Annotated in this window: 16 protein-coding genes and 3 tRNA genes; 5 read left to right on the forward strand and 14 right to left on the reverse strand. The window is 32.5% G+C overall.

What is annotated here, in order from left to right; genetic code table 11:
* Position 1 precedes the first annotated feature (1 nt).
* From OYT91_RS01605 to OYT91_RS01670, 14 genes are all read right to left on the reverse strand, one after another.
* Complete coding sequence (locus tag OYT91_RS01605; protein WP_281239235.1) at positions 2 to 598, reverse strand: sugar transferase; 597 nt, start codon at positions 596 to 598, stop codon at positions 2 to 4.
* Positions 588 to 1745, reverse strand: a complete 1158-nt coding sequence (locus OYT91_RS01610; protein ID WP_281239236.1) for a glycosyltransferase family 4 protein — start codon at positions 1743 to 1745, stop codon at positions 588 to 590. The genes OYT91_RS01605 and OYT91_RS01610 overlap by 11 nt, the downstream gene beginning before the upstream one ends.
* Positions 1745 to 2815: a glycosyltransferase gene (locus OYT91_RS01615; RefSeq protein ID WP_281239237.1), complete on the reverse strand. Its 1071-nt coding sequence runs from the start codon at positions 2813 to 2815 to the stop codon at positions 1745 to 1747. Before OYT91_RS01615 ends, OYT91_RS01610 begins: the two co-directional genes overlap by 1 nt.
* The gene (locus tag OYT91_RS01620) at positions 2816 to 3706 is read right to left on the reverse strand and encodes a glycosyltransferase family 2 protein (protein WP_281239238.1); all 891 of its coding nucleotides are present in this window, start codon (positions 3704 to 3706) and stop codon (positions 2816 to 2818) included.
* Positions 3703 to 4779, reverse strand: a complete 1077-nt coding sequence (locus OYT91_RS01625; protein WP_281239239.1) for a glycosyltransferase — start codon at positions 4777 to 4779, stop codon at positions 3703 to 3705. The genes OYT91_RS01620 and OYT91_RS01625 overlap by 4 nt, the downstream gene beginning before the upstream one ends.
* Positions 4772 to 6589 (reverse strand): asparagine synthase (glutamine-hydrolyzing), encoded by a 1818-nt coding sequence (gene asnB / locus OYT91_RS01630; protein WP_281239240.1) that lies wholly within the window; start codon positions 6587 to 6589, stop codon positions 4772 to 4774. Before asnB ends, OYT91_RS01625 begins: the two co-directional genes overlap by 8 nt.
* A gap of 14 nt (positions 6590 to 6603) precedes the next feature.
* Positions 6604 to 7728, reverse strand: coding sequence for an O-antigen ligase family protein (locus tag OYT91_RS01635; RefSeq protein ID WP_281239241.1), 1125 nt, complete (start codon positions 7726 to 7728; stop codon positions 6604 to 6606).
* Positions 7725 to 9011 (reverse strand): murein biosynthesis integral membrane protein MurJ, encoded by a 1287-nt coding sequence (murJ, locus tag OYT91_RS01640; RefSeq protein ID WP_281239242.1) that lies wholly within the window; start codon positions 9009 to 9011, stop codon positions 7725 to 7727. Before murJ ends, OYT91_RS01635 begins: the two co-directional genes overlap by 4 nt.
* 76 nt (positions 9012 to 9087) lie before the next feature.
* Positions 9088 to 10173, reverse strand: coding sequence for a glycosyltransferase family 4 protein (locus tag OYT91_RS01645; RefSeq protein WP_281239243.1), 1086 nt, complete (start codon positions 10171 to 10173; stop codon positions 9088 to 9090).
* Between the two features lie 438 nt (positions 10174 to 10611).
* Complete coding sequence (locus tag OYT91_RS01650; RefSeq protein ID WP_269223368.1) at positions 10612 to 11517, reverse strand: N-acetylmuramoyl-L-alanine amidase; 906 nt, start codon at positions 11515 to 11517, stop codon at positions 10612 to 10614.
* A gap of 35 nt (positions 11518 to 11552) precedes the next feature.
* Positions 11553 to 12017, reverse strand: coding sequence for a hypothetical protein (locus OYT91_RS01655; RefSeq protein ID WP_269223367.1), 465 nt, complete (start codon positions 12015 to 12017; stop codon positions 11553 to 11555).
* 41 nt (positions 12018 to 12058) lie between these two features.
* Entirely contained in the window at positions 12059 to 13372 is a 1314-nt protein-coding gene (gene rimO / locus OYT91_RS01660; protein ID WP_269224531.1) for a 30S ribosomal protein S12 methylthiotransferase RimO, read from the reverse strand.
* Positions 13373 to 14208: 836 nt separating this feature from the next.
* Positions 14209 to 15798 carry an OmpP1/FadL family transporter gene (locus tag OYT91_RS01665; RefSeq protein WP_281239244.1) on the reverse strand — a complete coding sequence of 530 codons (1590 nt, stop codon included), beginning with the start codon at positions 15796 to 15798 and terminating at the stop codon, positions 14209 to 14211.
* A 40-nt stretch (positions 15799 to 15838) separates the two neighbouring features.
* The gene (locus OYT91_RS01670; RefSeq protein WP_281239245.1) at positions 15839 to 16795 is read right to left on the reverse strand and encodes a hypothetical protein; all 957 of its coding nucleotides are present in this window, start codon (positions 16793 to 16795) and stop codon (positions 15839 to 15841) included.
* A gap of 103 nt (positions 16796 to 16898) precedes the next feature.
* On the opposite strand from OYT91_RS01670, the gene proS reads away from it, so the two are divergent.
* The 5 genes from proS to rpsT all read left to right on the forward strand — a co-directional run bounded on the left by proS (position 16899) and on the right by rpsT (position 19045).
* A complete protein-coding gene (gene proS, locus OYT91_RS01675) occupies positions 16899 to 18377 on the forward strand; it encodes a proline--tRNA ligase (protein ID WP_281239246.1) in 1479 nt (492 codons plus the stop codon).
* 78 nt (positions 18378 to 18455) lie between these two features.
* Positions 18456 to 18527: transfer RNA gene (locus OYT91_RS01680), tRNA-Glu, on the forward strand.
* Between the two features lie 46 nt (positions 18528 to 18573).
* Positions 18574 to 18645: transfer RNA gene (locus tag OYT91_RS01685), tRNA-Glu, on the forward strand.
* Between the two features lie 42 nt (positions 18646 to 18687).
* Positions 18688 to 18759, forward strand: a tRNA-Glu gene (locus OYT91_RS01690).
* Positions 18760 to 18793: 34 nt separating this feature from the next.
* Positions 18794 to 19045, forward strand: coding sequence for a 30S ribosomal protein S20 (gene rpsT / locus OYT91_RS01695; protein ID WP_035673520.1), 252 nt, complete (start codon positions 18794 to 18796; stop codon positions 19043 to 19045).
* Positions 19046 to 19126 lie beyond the last annotated feature (81 nt).

A 19126-nucleotide genomic window follows, 5' to 3' on the forward strand; every position in this document is an offset into this window, starting at 1 on the left:
GTTAATTTTTACCGTTAAACGATTCTGAAGTTGAGTTGTTGTTTTTCAAAGGAATAAGGACCTTTTTAAGAGTTAAAAATACAATTTTTAAATCCAATAATATATTTTTATTTTCAATATACCATAAATCATATTCAAATTTTTTCCCCCAAGAATTAATGTTTTCTTTGTTGACTTGGGCCCATCCCGTTATGCCAGGTTTGACTTCATGACGTCTTTTTTGGGTTTCATTATACAATGGTAAATATTCAGGTAATAAAGGTCTTGGTCCTACAATACTCATGTCACCGCGAATTACATTTAAAAGTTGTGGAATTTCATCCAATGATATTCTTCGGGCAAAACAACCCCATTTTGTCAATCTTTTGATATCGGGAAGTAAGTTTCCATTAGTGTCTTTTTGATTGGTCATTGTTTTGAACTTAATAATGTGAAAAATTTTGCCGTTTTTTCCAGGTCGTTTTTGAATAAAAAAAGGTTCTCCATTATTTGCAACAAAAAGAACTATTGTAATAATTACAAATAGTGGAGCCAATACTACTAGGTTTATAGTCGCAATTATAAGATCTAAAATTCTTTTTAAGGAACTAGGATACATGGCTTTCTAAATTTTTATATTCGGCTAAAAGTGCTTCCCAAACAACAATTTGTTCAAAACGGGAAAGGATCATTGGTCTTGCATTATGTTTTAAATGAGATCGAAAAGATGGGTCAAGTATTACTTTTTTCATTGCAGTAAATAGAGCCTCTGTATCTTTTGGTGGAATTAGAATTCCGTTTTTTTGGTCTTCAATTATCTCGTTGCAACCATTTATATCGCTAGCAATTGTTGGTAATCCCATGGCTCCAGCTTCCAAAATTGCATTAGGGAAACCTTCGCGATAACTAGGGAAAACAAGAACATCAGAAATCGCATAATAGGGGCGAACATCATTTTGGAAAGGCACATGAATTACTTGAGCATTGTTTTTTATTTCGGATAGTGTATCTTTTTGGAGTGGGTCTAAATTTGTTTCGAAAAAACCAACTAGTAACAATTTTGTATTTTTAAACTCCATAGCAATTTTTTGAAAAACCAGTAATAATTCATTGATTCCTTTATCGCCTGTTAATCGGCCAACGTATATAAAAACAAAATCAGTAGGAGCTATGCCTAATTTTTTTTTTAAATGTAGTTGATCTTCATTAGAAACTATTTCGGGATTGAAAATTTGAGTGTTTATTCCGTTGGAGCTTCCATTTGCAATAATTTTTATTTTTTCGGGTTTGCAAAAACCTTCTTGGGTAATTATGTTTTTTAATCCATTGGAATTTGGATATATTTTGGATGCGCAGGCGTATGTTGTTTTTTCAACAAGATTCAAAAGTTTTCGTTTATTTCCTTTCGTTTCTAATAAAGGCAAACCGGCAACGGTGTGCAATCGATGCGGAACTCCTGCCAATTTTGAGGCGATCATCCCTATGGTTCCTGCTTTTGGAGTATGGGTATGCACGATCAAGGGTTGTTCTTTTCTAAAATAGCGATACAGTTTCCATAACGCTTTTAAGTCTTGCCAAGGGGTGATTTTCCGAGTCATTTCAACTGGGTAAACAGATACCTCTTGTAATTTTCCAACTCGTTCCAAGTTTTCTTTATCCGATGAAATAGCTTTCACATCATAATAATCCTTCATGAAAAATAACTGATTTTCTAGTAGTTTTTCAATGGAAATAGGAATAGTAGTAATGCGGATGAGTTTTTCCATTATTGAAGTTCTTTTTCAATAGAAGCAATAAAATTGTCTATGGATTTTTCGTCTAGAAAAGATTTAAAAAGAATATTATTTTTTGAATGATCTTCTTTCAAAGATTTTAGGATCGTATTGCTCAAACTTTTTGAATCTTCGGTATTAGCAATTTCTATCCCTGGAATGGTTTCAATTTCAGCAGTACATTTTGTTGAAACTACACAATTGTTTTGTGACATCATTTGTAATAATACGTTTGGAAATCCTTCAATTCGGGATGAAACTACGCACACTTTTGCTATTTTAAAATAGGCATACACATTTGAAACTTGTCCTTTTAAAATGACCTTTTTTTCTAAATCCAGTTCTTTTATTAGACGTTCTAAATTTTGTTTTTCTTTGCCTTCACCTAAAATAATCAATTGGTATGTAGGATGGATTTTTAGTATTTCTTTAAACGCTTCAATCAAAATGTCAAATCCTTTTTCGGGTATTAATCTTCCAGCACCAACGATGAATGGAAAATCGGCAACAACATCTTCAGTTGATTTTGTTAAATTTAAATTTATTGGATTCGCTATTACTTTTATATTGATTTGCTTATCGATCCAAGGTAAATTTGCAATCAAATTTTGCTTCATTTCTTGAGTTTGGCAAATTAATAGATCAAGATTTGGATAACCCAATTGGTACATTTTTTTATATAAAAACAATTTAAATCCTTTAAATCTTTCAAATATTCGAGTAGATTCTCTTCCTATAAAATGATTTTTTTGAAGGAATCCCAAACGAATAAAAACCCCAACCAAACCTGTAACAAAGACGTGAGAAGTAAATATTAAATCATATTTTTTTTTTGGTTTTAGCAAAAGGTCCCATGCATAATATATAGCTCCCAAATACTCAGAATTTGTTTTTTGGTATTTTAATTTAATTGATCGGTTATCTGTTTTCCATTCTTCATTTGATTTTTTTTTCAAAAATTGTACTTCTACAAGTGATTCTGTATAATGATTCGCTATCATTTTTAAGATTTGCTCTGCACCTCCTAATGTATCATTGGGAATAACGAGAAGTATTTTTTCCATTTATAGGGAAATGATTTTACTTGTTTTTAATCTAATATAACCATTCAATACAAGTCCAAATGGAAATGCCAATGCAATTAAAAAAGCACTGTTTGTTTGTTTCAAAAAGTGAATATCTTTAGCGAAAAGCGAACAAGAAATCAGATGAACCATATTCTTAAATCGTTCGGTGCTATTTTTACTTAATTGTATTTTAAGTACACGGTGTATGGCAAACCCTCTTGGATTATTACGATAGAGCCAAAACAAATTTTTTGTAAAACCATCTTTTTGATAGTTTACAATAACGAATGTTTCATTGACGGGTTTAAGGACATAATCTTTATCAATTAGTCGGTACAAATATCCTGGAGGTATGAATTTTTCTCCTTCAAGAATAGGGTAGGGCGCATATTTATTTATGATTTCGGTACGATATACTATTTTTTTATCTCCTTTTACATGATGTTTATGATAGAGGTCAGAAAGTGTGCTTTGTGTAATGGTGTCTGGAAATTGGGAACCTATCAAATTTCCTTTGGTATAGCGATCCAATCCCACTATTCCAGCAAATTTGGAGTCTAAATTTTGAATGTTTTTAATAATTAACTCAACCGCATCATCGGGCATATAATCATCAGAATCGATGCTGACATTCCAAGGCGTTTTTATGTTGGCATAAGCGGTATTGTGAGCGCTATTCATCCCTTGATTTTCTTGATATAAATATTGAATTTCTATTTTGTTTTCTTTTATCCATTCTTGAATTAGAGGTGCCGTATCATCGGTAGATCCATCATCAATAATCATCCAAATGAAACTAGAATTGGTTTGTCTGACCAAACTTTCATATACCTGATTTAAACAATACCCTCTGTTGTATGTTGCTGTAAAAACGGTCAGTAATTTCATTTTGATACAGATAGGAATAAATCTTCATATTGCCTTAAAATCTTTTTTTTGTCAAATTTTGTAGCAACGCTGCTTAGCACATCTTCTGTTTTTATATTTTGGATAAGATCTAAATTATTTAAAAGTGAAAGTAGTTCTTCTTCATTTTTTACCATAAAACCATTGATTCCATTTTGAATGATTTCTTTGGTTCCACCTGCTACTTCAAATGTTATAACTGGAGTGCCAACAGAACAACTTTCCAGTAAAGCATTTGGAAAACCTTCAACATACGATCCTTGCAAAAAGAAATCGTGTTGCTGTAGTTCGCTTAAAACGTTTTGTGTAAAAGGTATTAACCGAACCTTTTTGCTTAAATTTAATCGGTTGATTTCGTCTTCAACAATCAGGCATTCTTTTGCTAACCCAGATCCTATAATGGTATAAAGAAAATCATATTGCAGTTGTGACAACACTTTTAAAAGCCTTAAATGCCCTTTTATCCAACTCATCCTTCCTACGGTTATAAACTTTATTTTGTCTGATTCTGTTTTGGGCCTTCTGGTTTTGATCTCATTAATAATTGGGTTGTTGATCACCGTAATTTTAGATGAATTTATGTTTAACTTTTGAATTAAATCGGTCTTCATATCGGTACTTTGGCAAATAATGGCATCCAAAAAAGGGTACGATTGTTTCATTAGAAAAAATAAAAAACGATTCTTTTCTTGAGGAAAATCATTTACTGTTGAAACGATGTTGGTTTCTCGGACTATGAATTTTATATTAGAAAATAATAGGCTAAAAATCCCCAAAGTGCTATTAATATGCCCAGAAGAACCAAAAACAATATTCGGTTTTTCGCTTTTAATCATTTGTAACAACAAAGGAATGGCTTTGAAATACCTGGATTTGTTTAAAAAAGAAATATCTATATTTTGTATATCATAAACGACATCTTTTTTAAAACCAACTACAATAAGTTTTGCTTCAAATAGTTTTGGATTTAGATTCTCTGTCAAAAAAGCAGTGATTCGTTCTGCTCCACCTGCTTTTAAACTGGGTACAATAAATAGTATTTTTTTTCTATCCATTATTTTTAAAATAACCAAATTCCTGATACCATTTGGATAATACATAAACACGCCAGATGTAGGAGGAATAATCCTGTTTTCCCGCTAAATGACTTTTGAACATTTTTTTGAATTTTAAAACATTCAAATTGGGAACTTGATTCAGAAAAGAATCCGATAAATTTTGAGTAAACTCTTCTTTTAATTCATTGCGAATCCACGAATCCATTGGAACTGAGAAACCTTTTTTGGGCTGATTGAAGACAGCCTCTGGAATGTACTCTTTCAAGATGTCCCTCAAAATTCTTTTTTTCCTTCCTTTTTCGTAACGAAACGATACAGGCAATGTTCTGGCAAATTCCACAATTCTATAATCCAAAAAGGGACTCCGTATTTCTACCGAATAGGCCATACTGGCTCGATCTACTTTTACATTACTGTCATTTTCCAACCACAATTTGATATTTAAGTCGGCCGTGGCTTGATGCAAATCTTCGCTACCTCTTTTAAAACCATCATAATGAGACAACCAATTTAAATTGCGATTTAGTAAAAGCGAATTATAACCCACAAATATCCCAGCAATAAAATCATACTTGGATTTTGTTTTTAAAATTCTTTTTAAAGGTTCCGTTCTTTTGCCTAAACTATTAAAAAACAATAGTTGGCTTATAAAAAAGCGAATATTATATGGAATTTTTAAAAGTATTTTAAATTTAGAAACCCAATCAAAATGATTGTATCCCAAAAAGCTTTCATCACCTCCATCACCAGACAAAGCCATTGTTACATGTTGTTTTGCCGTTTTATTCAATAACAAGGATGGCAAAGCAGAACTGTCTCCAAAAGGCTCGTCATAGACATAAACCAGCTTACGGATTAGTTTTATAATATCTTCTGGCTTACAAATGGTTTCAATATGTTTGGATTGAATTATTGATGCAAACTGTTTGGCAATTTTACTTTCGTCGTATTTTGGGTTTTCAAAACCAATTGTAAAGGTATGAATAGGTTCATAGGATATTTTTGAAGCAATACTCGAAACGAGAGCCGAATCGATTCCACCAGAAAGGAAAGTGCCAAAAGGGACATCGGCTTGCAATCTTATTTTTATGGCATCTTGCAAAAGTGTATGCAGTTTTTCTTTGGCTTCATCATACCTTAATTTCGAAATTTTGACAGGCTCCAGATCCCAATATTTTGAAATTGTATAACTTTTTGTATTTAAATCAACTTCCAGATTATTTCCAGGAAGGAGTTTGTGTACGTCTTTAAAAATAGTAAACGGACTTGGAATATAAGTACAATCCAGATACATAGAAATGGCAGTTTCATTCAGTTTTTTGTTTTGACAAATGGGGCGTAACTGACTGCATATTTCAAATTCTCCGTTATTCCAAGAATAATAAAAAGGTTTTACACCCAGTCGATCTCGAGAACAAAAAAGTTTGTTTGTTGTAGCATTGTAAATTGCAAAAGCAAACATTCCGTTCAATTTTGGGACAATTTTTTCACCCCATTGTTTGTATCCTTTTAATAAGACTTCAGTATCTCCAGTGGTTTGAAACGAGTGCCCTAAAGCAATTAATTCTGCTTTTATTGCTTTATAATTGTATATTTCGCCATTATAAACAATGGTTAATTCTTCAAAACACATCGGTTGATTCGAACGTACATCAAGATCTACAATTGCCAAACGCAAATGGCCAAAAATCAAATCTCTAGTTTTTTTTATCCCAGTAGAATCAGGCCCTCTAAACTGAATGGTTTCTATTTTTGTTTGAACTTCTTCTATTGAAAAAGGGATGTTTGTGATGTAAATTCCGCACATATTATATTTTGTTTTTAATATGTTACGGATTCAAGAGCTCTAAATTCTTCACTTTTTTTCATTTGGATTTGTTGATACAACCAAATTGAAATCGTTAATAAAATATAATTGTTAAAAAAATTATGAGTGGTGAGCATATAAATAAATAAAGAAAAGGAAACCAACAAAAGCGTATGGTCTTCTTTAAAATAATGTATCCCACTAACTACAAAACCACCGTAAATCCATAAAAAATATAAAAAAACAAAGATTCCAGATTCGCCAATTATTAAAAGCGGTGTATTATGAACGCCTTCTATTCCATAGGCTTTGTCATCTTCACCATACGTTTTTCCGCTAAAACTCAAATATCCATTTCCAAAAAAAGGATTATTAATTATTCGATCATAGTATTTGGCCCAAGTTTCTGTTCTCGAATTTTCGGCTAGGTCTTGACTTATTTTTCCATCGAGTATGGTAGCAAATGCCTCAAGACGTTTTGTATTAAAATCAAATTTATTTCCAAAAGAAACAAATAGACTAATTAAAAGAAGACCTAAAATTATTTTATAAGAGTTCTTGTAGCTTATGGATAATGAAAGGATGTTTACTAGCACCCAAAGCAATAAAAAGGTTCTTGAAAATGTTACAAATCCAGCAAAGGAGAACAAAATTTGGCCTATTATTCTACTTTTTTTATTGGAAATAGAAAAACTAAAACAATATCCTAGGATGCAGATACAGCCTGCAAAATTAGGATTCAGGTACAAACCACTATATCGACCTCCAATGTCAATCACAAAAATGGATTCGTATATAATGCTTAATGCTCCCAAAAATAAAAAGTAAAATATTTCATTTTTGGTGACGTCTTTAATTGCACTTGCACCCATTATTACAAATATTAAATATTTTATAAAAGTGGTTATGAATCCCTCCGAATTTTGAGAATCAACTACAATCGAAATTAAAAAATATAATAGCCCTAAGGTCACTAAAGGAACTATTGGCGTTTCTTTTTTATTAAAAAAATAGATAATTAGCAGCAAAAATAGACCGTAACTTAAAACAGCTCCTGTTGTTGCATCTACATGTACTAATGAAAAACTGGGTAAATTGCCAAAGAGCAATGCTAGAATAATTATTTTTAGATACTTCATTGTACAGACTCTTTTTTGTGTTGATGTCTAACACACAAAAACAATACGATAAAATTAATACTATAGACAAGCGTTGTGGCAATTGCCAAACCGTAAATGGCAAACTTTTTTGCCAAAAAATAATTAAGAGTTACACTCAAAATGAAATTAATTACGGAAGCATAAAACATATAGCTGTTTTTATTAATGCTAGTAAGGAATTTAATAATGATAATCGAAGCTATGTAAAACGGGATATAAATTAAAACTATTTTCTGAATATGAGAAACCACCAAAGTGTTTTGAGCGGTAAAGTTTCCTCTTTCGAATAGAAATGAAATAATTGCATCTGAACATAAAAATAAAATTCCAGCAATAAATAAGGAAACAACAAATGTAATAGCCAAGGTTTGATACAAAACCCTGTAAGCTTTAGCTCTATTTTCTTGAACCAGGGTTGAAAAATAGGGTAAAACAACATTTCCTATGGAAAGCACTAGTATTGTAGCGAGAAAAGCTGGAATCTTCATCCCGTAATTAAAGGAGGCAATAGAACCAATCGCTAATTGAGCTGCAAAAAATTGATTGACAAAACCTGTTGATCCTGTCAAAAAACCAGAACCTATTTTTGACGGCAGTTGTTTGTATACCATTTGAATGTTAAAGGATTTGAAATTTGGTTTTGCAATTTGCACTGTTTTTTTATAAAATGAAACCAGTAAAATATAAATCAATTCTATAATGCTACCCACTAATGTTCCAATAGCCAAAAGGGAGTAACTCATTTGGTTTTTTAAAAAAAACAAGCAAACCAAAATGACAATTGAAGTGAATACAGCAGAAATAGCCGAATAGCCAAAGAATCCTTTTGTTTCTAAGATGCCACTAAATAAAGATGAAAATGACCAAAAAATAACGCAGGGCAAAATGATATAAAACTGTGATCGAATGAGTTGGTAATACTGTAAATTATGATTTTTAAAAACGGATTCGAGAAATATATCCGTACAAAAGTAGGATATAAGCATAAGTAGTATTCCCAGCCCAAAAGTAATAATAATACAAGCACTTAAGAATGATGCTATTGTTGTTGTAGTTCTGGTTTCTGCAATATAATTTGGAATAAACACGTTTTGAAAAGAGCTCATAAAAACAGTGTTAATAAATCCTGGTATTAATAGTGCAATCAAAAAAGTGTCCACTATTTCTGAAAGACCAAAATGGCTTCCAATTTCCATTTCTTTATAAAATCCAATACCCTTTACTAAAATAGTTACAAATCCAATAGTGATGATATTTATCAAAATTGGGTTTTTAAGAAAGTATAATAGAGATCTCTTTTTCAAAATAATACCATTCATCTAAAATGTATTATGTAGACTATACCATTATTGATTCCCATTTTTTATAGATCTCATCTGAGTTGTATTTTAGCGTTGATTGAATTGCATTTTGGCTAAATTTCAAACGTAACACTTCATTTTCCATTAATTCCATCATTTGTTTCTCCAATTGTTTCTGATTGTTAACTTCAAACAAAAAACCATTTTCGTTGTGTTTAATTATTTCAGAGGGGCCCGAATTACAATCTGAAGCTATACAAGGAATACCGAATGACATTGCTTCCAATAAAACATTAGGAAAACCTTCGGATTCAGAGGTAAATACAAATAATTTAGCATTGTTGTAATATTTCTCTATATTGGGTACTGTTTCAATAAAATTGACCTTATTTGCTATGCCTAAATTTTTAGCTAATATTTGACATTCTATTTTTAAATCACCTTCACCTACAAATATTAGTTTCCAATTTTTTGTATTCAAATTAGCAAAAGCTTCCAAAAGGAGTTTCTGATTTTTATTGGCATCTAATCGGCCAACATTCAAAATTACATTCTCTCTTTTTCCATATTCTTCACGTCTTGAAATTAAATTTTTATCAAGTGGATTCGGAATTACCTGAATTTTATGAGCTTTTAATATATGTTGAAAGTGGTTTTTTGAATAAGAAGTTTGAACAATAAGTGTTTTAGTAAAAGGATAAAGGATTCGGATGCAAATTTTTCTTAAATAGGAAAGTTGATATATCTCGGGATTGTTTCTTTCGCTGATATAGGAATTTGATTTATGAAAAAAACTACTTAAAATTGCTAGAATATTTCCAGTTGTTGTAAATCCAATAAGTATATCAATATGATTTTGTTTTACAGTTTTAATTATTTTTTTTAAATAAATAAAATTACTTTTTAGTGCAATTAACCAATTCTTACTTGGAATATATGTTTCTTTTAAAAATTGAATTTGAATACGAGAATCAATGGTAAATGTTATTTTTGTTTTATTCAAAACAAATAAAAATACTTCATTTTCATGTACAAATTTATGGGCAAGTGTGACAGCAACTCGCTCGGCACCTCCTGCTTCTAAACAAGGAATTACGAAAGCTATTTTTTTCTTTTTTACCATGAAAAGCAATTTATTAAAAGGAAAATAGTTAAATCTCTAGTTTAACTAATCTTGAGAATCTACAAGTCACATCTCACAGCTTCGCATTTCCAACTCCCATTTTTAGATTAAAATTGAGAAGCTTGAAAAGTCAAAATTTAGGCTAAATATCTGATAATGATTGATTAAAAGTATAAAAAAAACTTCAAAGTTGGTTTGAAAACATAAAAAAACGCCTTTTGAATCGTTCAAAAGACGCATTTTATAGATTAATGGAAATGTAATTGTTTAGTGTTTGAGGAATATAATTTAGTAACCAGCTCTTGTACTCTTTTTTAGCTTTTAAGAATTCTTGAACTATATAAAATAGTAAAATTTAGAAAGGCATTATATTTCTCAATATAAAAGGTAATAGAATAAAATAATCACTTTTTATTAGTATTAATTTATTCAATTTTTTTATTTCTTGTAAATCGAGTAAATGGTACTAATTGTTTTCTCGTCAAGTAGATCATTCACTTCTGTTTGTATATAATGCAATTTGAAAGCAGAAATAGCAGCCGAAAGATTTTTGGTATTATAGCCAATTATTTGCAAACCTTGTTCGGCATTAAAATCGCTAGGAGGGCAAGGTAAAATGTCGTCTGGCCAAAGTCCAAATCCATTCAAGGCCAAAAGTTTCCAAGGAAAAAACTTAGATGGGTCAACTTTTCTAGTTGGCGCAATATCAGAATGCCCAAGGATATTTTGTGTCGGAATGTTATAATCTTTTTTTAATTTGGTCAATAAAGCCAATAAAGTATTGATTTGATTATCCGAAAAAGGTTCGTTACCATTATTATCTAATTCAATTCCAATTGAACTCGAATTGATATCGGTATCTTTTCCCCATGAACTATTTCCTGCATGCCAAGCTCTTAGGTAATCATTTAGCATATGAATCACTTTGCCATCTCTTGCAATCACATAATGGGCGCTAACATTAGTCTTTTTTAAAGTAAAAGTTTTTAAAGTTTGTTGTATCGAATCTTGTGCAGTATGATGTATGATTATAAAATTTGGCTTTCTTAAATTGAAATTTACAGTGCCTACCCATTCAGACACTATTCCGTTATTTAATATATTTGAATCTGTTTTAGAAATGGTGTCTTTAAAATTTAACAATTGGCTTTTATACCTATAGGCAACACTGTCAATTACTACAAAAGCTTCGTTTTTTAAAGCAATTGGTTCTTTTGCAGAAATGGTTTCTTTCAAATTGTTAATCTGTGCATTGTATTCTTTTTCTGTAGCTTTATGTGGGTTTTTTGTAGCACACGAAGCAACAATGAGTAATAGAATGAAGTAATAAAAGTAATTTTTCATGGTTGAAATTTCAATATGATTTTATGACTAATTCGTTAATGTTTTTGTGCCTCTATTTTACTTTTTCTTTCTTCACTTAAGATTTGAAATTTTTCTTTTTGTTCTTTATTCAAAATTTGCTTTACTTCCAATTCAGTCATTTCAGCTAAAACTTTAAACTCATTTGCTTTATCCTCATCACTGTTTTCTTTTTTTAGTAAAGCATCTTGCTTTTTCAATGATTTGGTATAAACATTAGTAATGACAACTTCTTGAAGAGCATCTAAATTAAGTTCTTTTTTATAAAATGCTACAATTTTGGCAGCTGTTACTTCTGCAGGAATTGGTTTTGGAGCACTCTGTTGTTGACTGCTTTGTCCCATTTGACTCATTTGGTTGGATCTCCCATAACCGTTATTGCCGTATCCGTTACCCCCATATCCATTACCATATTGAGCCGAAACCCTATTTGCAGATAAAAGTAAAAATCCTATAAAAAGCACTGTTTTAAATGTGTTCATAAAAGTAATTTTTGAAAAATTAAAAATCTAATTTCTAACCTCTAAACCGGTTCTCCGTATAAGTCAAATTCTGTTGCTTCAGTAATTTTGATCATCGCAAATTCACCCGTTTTTACATAGTGTTTTGTAGCATCAATCAATACTTCGTTGTCTACATCTGGACTGTCAAATTCAGTTCTGCCCACAAAATGGCCTCCTTCTTTTCTGTCAATAATACATTTAAAAGTTTTGCCTACTTTCTCTTGGTTCAAATCCCATGAAATTTGAGATTGTAATTCCATAATTTCGTTGGCACGTTCTTGTTTTACTGCATCTGGAACATCATCATCCAGTAAATAAGCATGCGTATTTTCTTCATGAGAATAGGCAAAACAACCCATTCGGTCAAATTTCATTTCTTGAACAAATTCTTTCAAAATATTGAAATCTTCCTGAGTTTCTCCAGGATAACCCACAATCAAAGTCGTACGAATAGCCATTCCTGGAACCGCTGCTCTAAAGTCTTTTAATAATTGAGTGGTTTTTTCTTGAGTAGTTCCACGACGCATTGATTTTAAAATAGAATCCGAGATGTGTTGCAACGGAATATCAATATAATTACAAATCTTAGGTTCACGTTTCATGATCTCAAGCACATCCATCGGGAAACCAGTAGGGAAGGCGTAGTGCAAACGAATCCACTCAATTCCTTCTACTTTTACCAAGGCTTCCAACAATTCGCCCAGAGCTCTTTTTTTATACAAATCAAGACCATAATACGTCAAATCTTGCGCAATCAAGATCAATTCTTTTACACCATTTTTGGCCAATCCTTCTGATTCTTTCACCAGTTTTTCAATGGTTTGCGAAACATTTTTTCCTCGCATTAACGGAATGGCACAAAAACTACAAGGTCTATCACAACCCTCAGAAATTTTTAAGTAAGCATAGTTTTTTGGAGTCGTAGTCAATCGTTCTCCCAATAATTCGTGCTTGTAATCGGCACCCAAAGCTTTCAATAAAGCAGGCAATTCGGTAGTTCCAAAATACTGATCCACATTTGGAATCTCTTTTTCCAAATCCGGGCGGTATCTTTCAGACAAGCAACCCGTAACAAAAACTTTATCAACAAGACCTCTCTCTTTTTTGTCAGCATATTCCAAAATCATATTTACCGATTCTGCTTTGGCATTATCAATAAATCCACAGGTATTAATCACAATAATATTTCCTTCATCTTCGGCTTTGGCTTCGTGAGTCACATCTTTTCCGCTCGCTCGGAGCTGACCCATTAACACTTCACTGTCATATACATTCTTGGAACACCCAAGAGTGATCACATTTATTTTGTTCTTTTTTAAAGACTTCGTTCTCATAGTATTACATTCCCGATAATTTAGGAATTTTGCAAAATTACAATTTTTTACCCAAACCCTATCTGTTTCCTTTTCAAAAAGCCTCGTTTTGTTTGCATAAAAGTGATTTGGAGCACAACATTTGATGTATCCAAGACCATTGGTCCCGCTGTCCTTCCAATCTTTTGTAAACTTTGTCAAAGTTCAAAACTTTGACAAAGTTTACAAAAGGATTTTCCCTCCCATCGGGGCTAGGCGAGATGTTTAGTTTTTTTAAGCAAATAAGCAAAGTAATAAAAGGGTTGACATTTTTGAAAAATATTTCAACTAATGCTTTTTTTGCCAGTAAATTTCTAATGCAGATACTGGGTTTAAGAAACCAAAAGCTGTGGATTTGCAATCAATGTCTTGTATAGCGCATGAGGGATGGGAGCCAATGTCATTAAGTTAAGGGTTTCTCACTACGCTTTTTCAAAATATAACTCTCGCAAAGACGCGAAGACGTCAAGAAATTGGCTCTTAACTTTGCGCCTTTGCGTCTTGGCGAGAAAAAAAAGCCAAACTTAATGATATTAAGATGGAAACTAGTTACCGAAGTAATACCATTACTGTTTATAAAATAGTCTAAAGATTCGATTTTATTTTTTTTCAAGTCAACGAAAAAAATCATTGCATTCCCGATAGCTATCGGGATTACTCTGGAATTATTTTTTTGAGAAAGTATTGGAGAATAAGCAGTTTGAAAAATTGGCCACTTTTACAAATGGGGTCTTGCCTAAATCATTTTTAGAATAACAAAAACCACTTCCGAAAGATTTCAAAAGTGGTTTTTATAATATATTAGGAGTACCTAGTTTTTACATTTCAAATGATACGGTCATATTGAAATTGTTTTTATTGCTGTTAATTCTAGCTTTTTCTGTAAATCCTTGAGAGAAAAATTGCTCTTGTCCTGTATTATGTATGTTGACGTATGAAAAGTCAAGCTTAATAGCACCAAAACTATATCCTAAACCTCCCGAAAAACTATTTAAATCTCCTATTGTTGTTGCATTTTTGTAAGGGCTTCCCTCAAAACGATATCCGCCTCTTAATCTAAAATTTTCTATTTTATATTCCGCACCAATTCTTACTTCGCTTGAAGAGCCTAATTCATTTTGGATGATTCTATTTTGTAATCTGAAAAAAGGATCGTTTTGTGGGCTGTATTGAGTGTAGCTGTAATCTTTATACTTATAATCAATACTAATCAGTCCTGTTTTACCAAAAACATATGCAAAGCTTCCAGTCAAACTTCCTGGAGTACGCAAATCATAAGGAGCGTAAACATTGATTACATTTGGATCCACAATATTTGAAAGACTCACATTAGTTGAGTTAGTTCTTACTGAGGATAATCTTTGTGAAAATTCATCTTGTAAATTATACCAAGTTGGTGACTCGTAAGCAAATCCTAATCGTATGGTTTCAGTAGCTTTAATTATTGTTCCAAATTGAAATGAAAATCCCGAACCATACGTATGAAGATTATTGGTAAAGTTTAAACTTTTTACCCTGTAATTGATGTCTTCTGTATTGTTGTTAGATTCAAAGAAGTTCGTAGTTTGTACATAATCAGTAAAATGAGAGTTTAAGTTAAGTCCGAAAAAGACTTTGTCCTTATATTGTAATGCGGAGTTGAATACTAGTTTTCCATTGTAACCACTCGAGACAACAGTGTTTTCTTGATAATAGTATCCTCCCGAGCGAACGTTTGAAATGTACTTACTATTTGGGTTGTTTAAATCTTCGGCATCTATAATAAATCCCTGATCGTAATAGCCTATCATAGCTTGTTGTGCATCAAATCCAGATAAGTTTTGGTATTGTTTGTTCGGAAGTTCGGTTCCTAAAAAATAATATAAATCATTTATGGATTCTCCAACTTGTCGGGTTACAAATTCTAGTGGTACAGGAGTCCCATTATTCCCAGTATTAGCATAACTTAAAAAATAATTACCTACAGAATGTATAGGACTCGTTCCTGCAGAAAATAAGGAGTTATCATAATTGTTGGTGTTTTCATAGTTTATGGATAAACTAAATTTCCTCCAATCATCATTTGGGTTTCTGTTTTTAAACACAAAAACACCTCCAGCTTGATTGAGATCAAATGAATTATCACTTGTTGAAGTCGAAGATCCAAAATAAGTGGATTTATTTTTGGTATTATGATTTCCTAATGTGGCGGCAAATTGATTGTTATTGAAAATAGCAGATCCAGCTGGATTCACTTTGATTGCTGATAAATCACCTCCAAGTGCTCCAAAAGCACCACTCATAGCGGTAAAACGAGCCGTACCTTGCAATTCACTTTGGGAATAACGCATTGCGTCTTTGATTTCCTGTGCATGTGAAGTTGCAAATAGTAGCCCAACTACTAATTGTAATAATAGGTTTTTTTTCATTGGTTTAAGCTTAGGGTTAGTTGTTTATAGTTGAGCTTTTTTATCGTCTACCTCCAGATGACCTTCCACTGCCACCACCACTAGACATTCTACTGCTGCTACCTGATGACATACTGCTACCGCTACTTCTATAGGTAGTATTACTCGGGCTGTAATTAGAATTAGAACGTTGGTAGTTTTGCCCCGAAGAGTTGGATCTATTTTGATTATAAGTACTTCTAGATTCGTTGGTATTGTAATTCCTAGTTGAAGTCGCGTTATTACGGTTTGTAAATGTAGGAGACGTTCTATTTAAGGTAGTACTGTTGTAGTTTCTTGTGTAGGAATTGTTTCTGGTATAAGAACTGTTTCTATTAGTACTTCCATTTCTAGTGTAGGATCCATTTCTGGTGTAAGACCTGTTTCTAGAATAGTTATTGTTCATGGAGTTACTGTAAATTCCACCATAAGAGGAACCTCTTCTGCTGTAATTATAGGAATAAGAAGCTCCGTAACCATAACTTGGATAACCCCAACCGTAACCTGGATAACCCCAGCCATAAACGGGATAACCCCAACCATAACCATAATAAGGATTTCCAAATCCAAAACCGTAATACGGATTGTTCCAACCAAACCCTACGGACCAGTAGTTATTTGGGTAAACCGTTACTGTAGTTTCTTGAGGAGAACTTCCCCATGATGCATATCCAGTAGAGGGTGCTTGTATAGAATCGTTCTCGATATCATAATTACTTCCATAGCTGTTTACATCAGTAAATATTTCTCCTGACGTATCAGTACTTTGTAATGAATTAAAATATTCTTTATATTGTACTGATGCTGCATTGGGTTGGTTTTCTTTTATAACAATTTGCTCTCCATTTGTACCATAAATACCATCATTATCATAATAAGAGCTGTTTTGGTAAGAACCACAAGAAGTTACAAGTGCGCTCAATAGTCCTATTAGGAAATAAAGGGGTACTTTCCGTGTAATTAATGCATTTGTTTTCATAATCAGTAGTTTGTTTTATTGTTGGTTAATGCAAATTTAGTTAGTTTTGCGAAATTATTTAGTTAAATTATTTATAAACAAAAATTATGCCAAATTATTCAATATGAGCAAGAACCTTACAACAAGAGCAGAAGATTATTCAAAATGGTACAATGAGTTGGTTGTTAAGGCCGATTTAGCTGAAAATTCAGGGGTTCGGGGCTGTATGGTAATTAAGCCTTATGGCTATGCTATATGGGAAAAAATGCAAGCAGAACTCGATAGGATGTTTAAAGAAACAGGGCATGAAAATGCTTATTTCCCATTGTTTGTTCCTAAAAGTATGTTTGAAGCAGAGGAGAAAAATGCAGAAGGATTTGCAAAAGAATGTGCTATTGTAACGCATTATAGATTGAAAAATGATCCTGACAAACCAGGTAAATTAATGGTTGATCCCAATGCAAAATTGGAAGAAGAATTAATTGTTCGTCCAACCAGTGAAGCAATTATTTGGTCTACTTATAAAGGTTGGGTGCAATCCTACAGAGATTTACCCTTATTAATTAATCAATGGGCTAATGTAGTGCGTTGGGAAATGAGAACTCGTTTGTTCTTGAGAACCGCTGAGTTTTTATGGCAAGAAGGGCATACGGCTCATGCTACCAAAGCTGAAGCAGTAGAAGAATCAGAGAAAATGATGCACGTCTATGCTGATTTTGCTGAGAATTTTATGGCGATACCCGTTATAAAAGGTTTAAAAACAGAAACGGAGCGTTTTGCAGGAGCTGAAGAAACATATTGTATAGAGGCTTTGATGCAAGATGGTAAAGCTTTACAAGCAGGAACCTCCCATTTTTTAGGTCAAAACTTTGCCAAAGCTTTTGATGTGAAATTTGCCAATGCCGAGGGTAAACAAGAACATGTATGGGGAACTTCTTGGGGAGTTTCAACACGATTAATGGGAGCATTAGTCATGACACACTCAGATGATCAAGGATTGGTATTGCCACCAAATTTAGCTCCGATTCAAGTGGTGATTGTTCCTATTTATAAAAGCGATGAACAATTGGATGCAATTTCGACTGAAGTGGATGTTTTGGTAAAAGCTTTCAAGAAATTAAACATATCAGTTAAATTCGACAATAGAACCACTCAAAAGCCAGGATTCAAATTTGCCGAATGGGAGTTGAAAGGGGTGCCTGTTCGAATTGCAGTAGGTCCAAAAGATTTAGAAAATGGAACTTTTGAAGTGGCAAGAAGAGATACTTTGTCGAAAGAAGTGGTTTTAAAAGAGGGAATTGTGACTTATATCAGCGATTTATTGGAGCAAATTCAAAAAGATTTGTTTGAAAAAGCATTAAACTATAGAAATACCCACATTACCGAGGTAAATAATTTTGATGAGTTTAAAGCTGTTTTGGATGGTGAAGGTGGCTTTGTTTCAGCACATTGGGATGGTACTGCGGCGACTGAAGAGAAGATAAAAGAATTGACCAAAGCAACGATAAGATGCATTCCTTTAGACAGGGTTGAACAAGCGGGAAGCTGTGTGTTTACTGGGAATTCTTCAGTTGGAAGGGTGTTGTTTGCTAAGGCGTATTAAAAAAAAAATATTTTTTTTGCCTCTACTATTGTACTTCTCAAAAATAGTTGTATTTTTGCATCCGCATTAGAGAAGTATGGCCCGTTCGTCTATCGGTTAGGACGCATGGTTTTCATCCATGTAAGAGCGGTTCGATTCCGCTACGGGCTACTAATTTTTTATGCTGTTGAAGTTATCCTGAACTTAGAGGGAAAATGGCCCGTTCGTCTATCGGTTAGGACGCATGGTTTTCATCCATGTAAGAGCGGTTCGATTCCGCTACGGGCTACATATTCGATTTTTAATAGATTGAAAAAACTTAGGGGATACTGGTCCGTTCGTCTAGGGGTTAGGACGCCAAGATTTCGTCTTGGTAACAGGGGTTCGATTCCCTTACGGACTACAAAAAGAAATAGTAAAGATAAAAATATAATAAAATGGCAAATCATAAGTCAGCTCTAAAAAGAATTAGAAGTAACGAAAAGAGAAGAGTATTAAACAGATACCAACACAAAACGACTCGTAATGCTATTAAAGCATTAAGAATTGCAACTGATAAAACTGATGCGACTTCTAAATTGTCAAGTGTAATTTCTATGATAGATAAGTTAGCTAAGAAAAACATCATTCATGATAACAAAGCTTCAAACTTGAAGTCTAAGTTAACTAAGCATGTTGCTAAATTGTAATATTGTAATATTTATATAAAAAGCTCCTTTTGATAAGGGGCTTTTTTTATGAATTAATTTTGGGATTATTCCCTGAATAAG

The sequence above is a fragment of the Flavobacterium praedii genome (genome assembly GCF_026810365.1).
Lineage (GTDB): Bacteria > Bacteroidota > Bacteroidia > Flavobacteriales > Flavobacteriaceae > Flavobacterium > Flavobacterium praedii.

Bases quoted from the DNA above. Each gene is read 5' to 3' on its own strand.
- OYT91_RS01635 (WP_281239241.1), bottom strand. From the start codon at position 7,728: ATGAAGTATCTAAAAATAATTATTCTAGCATTGCTCTTTGGCAATTTA.
- OYT91_RS01650 (WP_269223368.1), bottom strand. From the start codon at position 11,517: ATGAAAAATTACTTTTATTACTTCATTCTATTACTCATTGTTGCTTCG.
- rpsT (WP_035673520.1), top strand. From the start codon at position 18,794: ATGGCAAATCATAAGTCAGCTCTAAAAAGAATTAGAAGTAACGAAAAG.
- OYT91_RS01670 (WP_281239245.1), bottom strand. From the start codon at position 16,795: ATGAAAACAAATGCATTAATTACACGGAAAGTACCCCTTTATTTCCTA.
- OYT91_RS01610 (WP_281239236.1), bottom strand. From the start codon at position 1,745: ATGGAAAAACTCATCCGCATTACTACTATTCCTATTTCCATTGAAAAA.
- OYT91_RS01665 (WP_281239244.1), bottom strand. From the start codon at position 15,798: ATGAAAAAAAACCTATTATTACAATTAGTAGTTGGGCTACTATTTGCA.
- proS (WP_281239246.1), top strand. From the start codon at position 16,899: ATGAGCAAGAACCTTACAACAAGAGCAGAAGATTATTCAAAATGGTAC.
- rimO (WP_269224531.1), bottom strand. From the start codon at position 13,372: ATGAGAACGAAGTCTTTAAAAAAGAACAAAATAAATGTGATCACTCTT.
- OYT91_RS01645 (WP_281239243.1), bottom strand. From the start codon at position 10,173: ATGGTAAAAAAGAAAAAAATAGCTTTCGTAATTCCTTGTTTAGAAGCA.
- OYT91_RS01620 (WP_281239238.1), bottom strand. From the start codon at position 3,706: ATGAAATTACTGACCGTTTTTACAGCAACATACAACAGAGGGTATTGT.
- asnB (WP_281239240.1), bottom strand. From the start codon at position 6,589: ATGTGCGGAATTTACATCACAAACATCCCTTTTTCAATAGAAGAAGTT.
- OYT91_RS01625 (WP_281239239.1), bottom strand. From the start codon at position 4,779: ATGGATAGAAAAAAAATACTATTTATTGTACCCAGTTTAAAAGCAGGT.
- OYT91_RS01605 (WP_281239235.1), bottom strand. From the start codon at position 598: ATGTATCCTAGTTCCTTAAAAAGAATTTTAGATCTTATAATTGCGACT.
- OYT91_RS01615 (WP_281239237.1), bottom strand. From the start codon at position 2,815: ATGGAAAAAATACTTCTCGTTATTCCCAATGATACATTAGGAGGTGCA.
- OYT91_RS01655 (WP_269223367.1), bottom strand. From the start codon at position 12,017: ATGAACACATTTAAAACAGTGCTTTTTATAGGATTTTTACTTTTATCT.